This is a genomic window from Stenotrophomonas sp. 2YAF22 (assembly GCF_052114665.1).
GTDB lineage: Bacteria > Pseudomonadota > Gammaproteobacteria > Xanthomonadales > Xanthomonadaceae > Stenotrophomonas > Stenotrophomonas indicatrix.
This window is the reverse complement of the sequence record NZ_JBFRFE010000172.1, coordinates 1-7,029: the sequence shown is the minus strand read 5'-3', so window position 1 is coordinate 7,029 and position 7,029 is coordinate 1. Positions and strand designations below refer to the sequence as shown.

General features: G+C 68.5%; 8 protein-coding genes. 2 read left to right on the top strand and 6 right to left on the bottom strand.

Annotated features, from left to right (window positions below; genetic code table 11):
• The 3 genes from AB4Y84_RS08965 to AB4Y84_RS08955 form a co-directional block, all read right to left on the bottom strand.
• Window positions 1-883 (bottom strand): amino acid permease (locus AB4Y84_RS08965; protein WP_442250016.1); only part of this gene is annotated, 883 nt, incomplete at its 3' end.
• Window positions 884-1,037: 154 nt separating this feature from the next.
• The gene (locus AB4Y84_RS08960; protein ID WP_442244252.1) at window positions 1,038-1,451 is read right to left on the bottom strand and encodes a hypothetical protein; all 414 of its coding nucleotides are present in this window, start codon (window positions 1,449-1,451) and stop codon (window positions 1,038-1,040) included.
• 46 nt (window positions 1,452-1,497) lie between these two features.
• Complete coding sequence (locus tag AB4Y84_RS08955) at window positions 1,498-2,586, bottom strand: aldo/keto reductase (protein ID WP_442244251.1); 1,089 nt, start codon at window positions 2,584-2,586, stop codon at window positions 1,498-1,500.
• Window positions 2,587-2,684: 98 nt separating this feature from the next.
• Here AB4Y84_RS08955 and AB4Y84_RS08950 point away from each other — a divergent pair, with 98 nt between their 5' ends.
• Complete coding sequence (locus AB4Y84_RS08950) at window positions 2,685-3,653, top strand: LysR family transcriptional regulator (RefSeq protein WP_033832632.1); 969 nt, start codon at window positions 2,685-2,687, stop codon at window positions 3,651-3,653.
• Here AB4Y84_RS08950 and leuE read toward each other — a convergent pair.
• Both leuE and AB4Y84_RS08940 read right to left on the bottom strand, forming a co-directional pair.
• Window positions 3,591-4,220 (bottom strand): leucine efflux protein LeuE, encoded by a 630-nt coding sequence (leuE, locus tag AB4Y84_RS08945; protein WP_025875614.1) that lies wholly within the window; start codon window positions 4,218-4,220, stop codon window positions 3,591-3,593. The two genes, AB4Y84_RS08950 and leuE, sit on opposite strands and share 63 nt — an antisense overlap.
• A gap of 12 nt (window positions 4,221-4,232) precedes the next feature.
• Entirely contained in the window at window positions 4,233-5,207 is a 975-nt protein-coding gene (locus tag AB4Y84_RS08940; protein ID WP_081794606.1) for a LysR family transcriptional regulator, read from the bottom strand.
• Between the two features lie 89 nt (window positions 5,208-5,296).
• Here AB4Y84_RS08940 and AB4Y84_RS08935 point away from each other — a divergent pair, with 89 nt between their 5' ends.
• Window positions 5,297-6,304 (top strand): zinc-binding alcohol dehydrogenase family protein, encoded by a 1,008-nt coding sequence (locus AB4Y84_RS08935; protein WP_442244250.1) that lies wholly within the window; start codon window positions 5,297-5,299, stop codon window positions 6,302-6,304.
• Between the two features lie 341 nt (window positions 6,305-6,645).
• Here the strand turns inward: AB4Y84_RS08935 and AB4Y84_RS08930 are convergent.
• The coding region (locus AB4Y84_RS08930; protein ID WP_442250015.1) for a glutathione binding-like protein at window positions 6,646-7,029 on the bottom strand (384 nt) is incomplete at its 5' end.

Genomic DNA, 7,029 nt, shown 5'->3' with positions numbered 1-7,029 from the left:
CGGTGTAGCTCATCGCACCGATCGCGGCCAGCGCCACCAGCACGTACACGATGGTGCAGCCGACCATCGAGCCGATGATGCCGATGGACAGGTCGCGCCCGGGGTTCTTGGTTTCTTCGGCGGCGGTGGAGATCGCGTCGAAGCCGTAGAACGCGAAGAAGATGATCGCCGCTGCCGCCATCACGCCGCGCTCGACGCCATCCGGGCCCAGCGTCTTGGCGAATCCGTAAGGCATGAACGGCTGCAGGTTGTTGGCGTCGAACGCCGGCAGGGCCACCGCCACGAAGATCGCCAGCGCGATCAGCTTGAACACGACCAGGATCGCGTTGAGGGTGGCGCTTTCCTTGGTACCGGCCATCAGCATCAGGGCCACCAGCCAGGTGATGACGATGGCGGGCAGGTTGATCATGCCGCCATCGACGTGCGGGCCTGCCGCGAGCATCGCCGGCAGGCGCAGGTCCCAGCCGAACTGGGTATGTACCCATTCCAGGAAGCCGACGAAATAGCCGGACCAGCCGACCGCCACGGTACTCACCACCAGCGAGTACTCCAGGATCAGGCTCCAGCCCACCACCCAGGCAAACACTTCGCCCAGGGCACTGTAGCTGTAGGTATAGGCGCTGCCGGCGGCAGGCATCATCGTGGACAGCTCTGCATAGGCCAATGCCGCGCAGGCACACACCGCGCCGGCGATGGCGAAGGAGATCAGCACGGCCGGGCCAGCGCGGTCGGCACCCACGCCGATCAGGGTATAGATGCCGGTGCCGACGATGGCGCCGATGCCCAGCGCGATCAGGTGCGGCCAGCTGAGGGTCGGGACCAGACGCCGGCCGGCTTCATGGACGGTGACGGAATCTAGGGACTTGCGCCGGAGCAGGGACATGCAGGCCTCGGAAGGGGTGACTGAGAACGACAAGTCCCCGAGTGTGACCGAACGCAGCGCAGCATTGCCACTGACGGGGGTCATGGCCGACACAGCGCGCGCTGGACGCTGGGCACTCTGCCGGAAACGGCACAAACGGCCTCAGCACAGGCGCCTACCAGTGACAGCCGTCGTCCTGGAAGGCGTTGACGTCTTCGTCGAAGTCCGTGCGGCGACCGTCCCGGGCACGCACGTAGCTGAAGCTGTAGATCCGTGCACCCTGCGTGCTCAGTGTGTAGTGACCGTTGATGCGACCGTCCACGCGCTCTTCCCAGACGGTATCGAACTGGTAGGGGCGGTCTTCGTCCAGCACCGTGGTCTGTTCGGAGACCCGGCGCAGCGGCAGGCGCTCGCTGTGCCCGGCATAGCGCACATCGGCGCGGCCATCGTCCAGCCAGCGCCATTCCAGGTGGATCGTGTTGTTGCGGCCACCGCTGAGGCAGCGGTGCTCCGGTGCGGCCGTGGCCGGTCCACTGGCAAGCAGCAGCACCAGGGCTGCTGCGACCGCGAGCGTTGGTGTTGCGGCCATGGCGCTTTTGTCCAACGAGGGGCGCCAGCATAGCGCGCCCCCGCTGTTACCTGCCCAGCGCGCGTGGCTGCAGACGCGTACCACCGCTCATCAGCATGCGTGGCAGCGGCATCTGCAGGAAGTCGTGCGGGAAGGCAGGCGCGACCGTGCTGATCGCATCCAGCCGTGCCAGCGCCTCAGCCGGCAGCGCCAGATCCAGCGCCGCCAGGTTGTGTTCGAACTGGTCCAGGGTGCGTGCACCGACGATCGGCATTGCCCCGGCCGCGGGTCGTTGCAGCAGCCAGGCCAGAGCGACCTGCGCAGCCGAGTGCGACAGTTCCGCCGCGACGGCAGCGACTTCCCCGGCGATGTTCAACGAACGTGGCGTCAACGCGCCATTGATGAGGGCCACGTTGCGCCGGGAACCGCCCGGCGTAGCCTCCGGCGACTCGGCCGTGATGAGATCAGCCGCGCTGTACTTGCCGGTCAGCACCCCGCTGCCCAGCGGCGACCACGCCACCACGCCCAACCCGAGCGCCTCGGCCATCGGCAGCAGCTCCTGTTCGACGCTGCGCTGGATCAGGCTGTATTCGATCTGCAGGGCCACCAGCGGCGCCCAACCGCGCAGGTCGGCCAGGGTCTGCATGCGGGCGATCTGCCAGGCCGGCGTGTCCGAGATGCCGGCATACAGCACCTTGCCGCTGCGCACGAGATCGTCGAAACCGCGCATCACCTCGTCCACCCCGGTGGTGTCGTCCCAAGCGTGCAGGTACAGCAGATCCAGGTAGTCGGTGCCGAGCCGGCGCAGGCTGTCCTCCACCGAGCGCATCATGCTCTTGCGATGGTTGCCGGCGTTGTTCGGATCGCCGGGCACGGTCGCCAGGGTGTACTTGCTGGCGATCACCAGCCGTTCGCGGCGGCCCTGGGCGAATCGCCCGAGCAGCGTCTCGGCGCTGCCATTGGTGTAGTTGTTTGCGGTATCAACGAAGTTGCCACCGCGTTCGACGTAGGCATCGAAGATGCGGCGGGCCTCGGCTTCGTCCGCACCCCACCCCCAGTCGGCGCCGAAGGTCATCGTGCCCAGCGCCATCGGGCTGACACGCAGGCCGGAGCGACCGAGCAGGCGGTAGTGATCAAGTGACATGTGGCATTCCATCGGAGGAGGCGGTGTGCCGCCGGGAGGCAAAGCATCCGCCCGATGATCCTGTGGATAAACTGGACACAGCCGAACTGACAATGAAGGAAGGCTTCACAATGGATCCCTCCGCACCGCTGTCGGCGGTGGTCGCGTTTGTCCACGTGGCCGACCACGCCAGCTTTACCCGCGCCGCAGATGCGCTTGGTGTCTCGACCTCGGCACTGTCACAGAGCGTGCGCGCGCTGGAAGCGCGGATGGGCGTGCGCCTGTTGCAACGGACCACGCGCCGGGTGGGCCTGACCGAGCACGGTGCGCGCTTCCTGCAGCGCGTACGTGGCGGGCTGGCACAGATCGAATCGGCCTTCGAAGACCTGGACAGCGCGCGGACCGTGCCGGCCGGTCGGCTGCGCATCACCCTGCCACGCATCGTTGCCGAGCGCCGGGTCCTGCCGGCGCTGCCGTCCTTCCTGGCCCGGTATCCGCAGGTGGAGGTGGAACTGTGCGTGGAACCGGCGTTGACCGATCTGGTCGCCGAGGGTTTCGACGCAGGCATCCGCCTGGGGGAATCGTTGGCGCAGGGCATGATCGCGGTGCCGATCGGGCCGCCCGAGCGCCAGGTGGTGGTGGCCACGCCGGGCTACTTCGCGCGCCACGGTGTGCCGCAGAGCCCGCAGGAGCTGCAGGGCCACGACTGTATCGTCCATCGCCGCGCCAATGGCCGGCTGATGCCCTGGGAGTTCAGCCGTGAGGGGCGTGACCTGGACGTAGCCGTCGAGGGCCGGCTGGTGTTCAACGATGCCGAACTGGCCTATGCGGCGGTGCTGGCTGGGCTGGGCATGGCGCAGGGGTTCGCCTCACTGGTCGCCGACGACCTGGCTGCCGGCCGCCTGCGCAGCGTGCTGGAGGACTGGCAGCCGCCGTTCCCCGGCTTTCATCTGTACTACCCGGCGCGCGAGCATATGGCGCCCAAGCTGCGGGTGTTCATCGACCACCTGCGCGCTGCCTGCCACGCCGACGGGATCTCAGCCGTTCAGGCCCAGGCGGATGCCGAAGCCGACCAGGAACAGCCCGGCCACGCGCCGTAGCGCATCGCTGACCCGCGGGTGCTGGATCAACCGGCGGCGGGCCAGGTTGCCGACCCAGATCAGCAGCGAGCAGTAGGCGATGCTGACCACGAAGATGATCCCGGCCAGCGCGGCGAACGTAGCGATGCCCTGGTGGGCCTTCGGGTCGATGAACAACGGCAGGAAGGCCATGTAGAACAGGATCGCCTTCGGATTGAGCAGGCTGACCAGGATCGCCTGGTGGAAGTAGCGTCCGGGCTGCATGCGCACCGGGCCAACGTCGGCACCGTCACCCTTGGGCGTGCGCAGCAGGCTGATGCCTACCCACACCAGATACGCCGCGCCGAGATACTGCACGGCATGGAACACCGTCGGATTGGCCTTCAGCAGCGCAGCCACGCCGGCCAGTGCCAGCCACATCAGGATCTGGTCGCCGACCAGCAGGCCGGCCAGCGCCGTGTAGCCGCCGCGCACACCGCCGCGACCGGTAGCGGTCAGCAGGGTGAAGGTGCCCGGCCCGGGCAGCGCCAGAAACACCAGCACAGCGAGCAGGAAGGTCCACAGGTCCTGGATGCCCATCCACGGCATGGCGCGACTCTCTTACAACGGGGGAGCGCCATTGTCGGCCAGTGCTGGCGCAGGCGACAGGGGCGTGTCGCCATTGCCGGGCATGGCGGACAGCAGCGGTTGCAGATGCTGGCGCAGCTGCGCGTGCAGTTGCCGCACCGCCGGTGAGAACTGCTTGCGATGGGGGCAGACGAGCTGCAGGGGAATGTGGCTGCCGATGCCATCCAGCAGCACCTGCAGGCGCCCTTCCAGCACGTCGTCGCGGACGTCCAGCCAGGACTTGTAGGTGATGCCTTCGCCGGCAACCGCCCAGCGCCGCACCACGTCGGCGTCGTCGCAGACCAGCGGCCCGCGCACCGGGATCACCACGCGGCGCCCCTCAATCTCGAACGACCAGCGATCGTAGGCGCGGCCGCCGAGCTGGTAGACAAGGCAATCATGCTCGCGCAGATCTTCCAAGCGGCTGGGCGTGCCACGCCGCCGCAGGTACCCGGGCGACGCAGCCAGCACCCGCCGGTTCTGTTCCAGCAAAGGCAGGGCGACGTAGCTGGCGTCGTCGAAGTGGCCGATGCGGATGGCCACGTCGACCGGGTCGCGGAACACGTCGGCCACTTCGTCGGACAGGCGCAGGTGCAGGCGCAGCCGTGGATGCGCCGCGCGGAACGCGGTCAGCCACGGCAGCAGCAGGTTGCGGCCGAAGTCCGACGGCGCCGACAACTGCAGGGTGCCGTGCAGTTCGGCGTCCTCGCCCTGCACCCGCGCCTGGCCTTCGCGCAGGGTGCTCAGAACCTCCTGTGCGTAGGGCAGATACAGCGCGCCTTCGGCGGTCAGCCGCAGGCTGCGGGTGGTGCGTACGAACAGGCGCAGGTCCAGTTCGCGTTCCAGTCGTGCCACCGCCGCGGCAACCTGGCCCGGCAGCAGGTCGGCCTCGCGCGCGGCCTGGGAGAAGCTGCCCAGCGCGGCGGTACGGACAAACAGCTGCAGATCGTCGAAGCGGACCATTTTCATTGCTGCAGTGAAAGTGTTGACCGATTCTGCGCCTTTCCGCCCCCCTGCGCACGGCGCACGCTGTGGTCTCTCCTCCCTGGATATCCCCCATGCGTGCCATTGCCTACACCCAAGCCGGCCTGCCGATCGACGACCCGCAGGCCCTGATCGATCTCGACCTGCCCCTGCCCCAGCCGGGCCCGCGCGACCTGCGGGTGGCGGTGCGCGCGGTGGCGGTGAATCCGGTCGACACCAAGGTGCGGCGCGGCGCCGCCACCGACGGCCCGCGCGTGCTGGGGTGGGATGCGGTCGGTGTGGTCGATGCGGTCGGCAGCGAGGTGACCCTGTTCCAGCCCGGCGATGCGGTGTACTACGCCGGTGTGATCGATCGCCCGGGCAGCAATGCCGAGTACCAGCTGGTGGACGAGCGCAGCGTTGGCCGCAAGCCGGCCAGCCTGGACGATGCCGCCGCTGCGGCGCTGCCGTTGACCGCGATCACCGCATGGGAACTGCTGTTCGACCGCCTGCGTATTGCCGAAGGCGGCGGCGAGGGCCAGACCCTGCTGGTGATCGGTGCAGCGGGTGGCGTGGGTTCGATCCTGGTGCAGTTGGCGCGCCGGCTGACGAAGCTGACGGTGATCGGCACCGCCTCGCGCCCGGAGACCCAGGACTGGGTGCAGGCGATGGGCGCGCACCATGTGATCGACCACACCCGGCCGCTGGCCGAGGGCCTGGCCCGGCTGGGCATCACCCAGGTGGACCATGTGGCCAGCCTGACCCACACCGACCAGCACTACGCGCAGCTCGTCGAGCTGCTGGCGCCGCAGGGGCAGCTGGGGCTGATCGATGATCCGGGCCAGATCAATGTGATGGCGCTCAAGCGCAAGGCGCTGTCGCTGCACTGGGAATCCATGTTCACCCGACCGCTGTACAGGACCGCGGACATGCAGCGCCAGCACCAACTGCTGAACCGGGTGGCCGATCTGGTCGATGCCGGCGTGCTGCAGACCACGCTTGGCGAGCACTTCGGGCGCATCGACGCGGCCAACCTGCGGCGCGCGCATGCGCTGCTGGAGAGCCACCGGGCCAAGGGCAAGATCGTGCTGGAAGGCTGGTAACGCCGGGCTGCGCCCGGCACCCGCAGAGGCAACGGCAACAGCGAGAGCCAGAGCCAGAGCAGGCTTCCTGTGGGTTGGCGGGGCGGTGTGGGTGTGCGGGGGCGCCGTGAACCCCCAGGCCGGCCCAGCCGCTGGCGGCTGGGCGTTCGGGCGCTTGCGAAGCAGTGCTTCGCAMGCAAAGCGCCCTCACCCATGGGGGCTYGGTCGCCGCATCCATGCGGCTCAAACCCCGCAAACCCACACCGCCCCGCCTTCGACGGTTTCCCGCCGCTGTTGGTAGGTGTCGACCTTGGTCGACACAGTAGCTCCACGCCATGCGTGGATGAAGCCAAGCAAGCGTGCTACGCCACGCCGTTGTCCACATGCTCGGCGAAGCCGGGCCGGGGGCGCAGGCGTTCGAACCAGGCGTCTACGTGGCGCAGCACAGGTTTGTTGCCGGGGGTGCTGCGCCAGCGCTGTGTCGACAGGCCGAGGACGATGTCGGCCAGGCTGAAGTCGGTGCCCGCCACGTAGGCATTGCTGGCGGCAAGCTGGTGGTCGAGCACGGTCATCAGACGGTTCCATTGTTCCAGGCTTGCCTCGGCGCGTGCGTCGTCCGCGAAGTCGGGGTGCTGGCGCACGCGGGCCATGAACACGTGACGCCAGGCGCTGTTGAGGTCGCTGGCCTGCCAGTCCATCCACTGCTCGACCTGGGCACGGGCCTGTGCGGCGCACGGCAGCAGGTC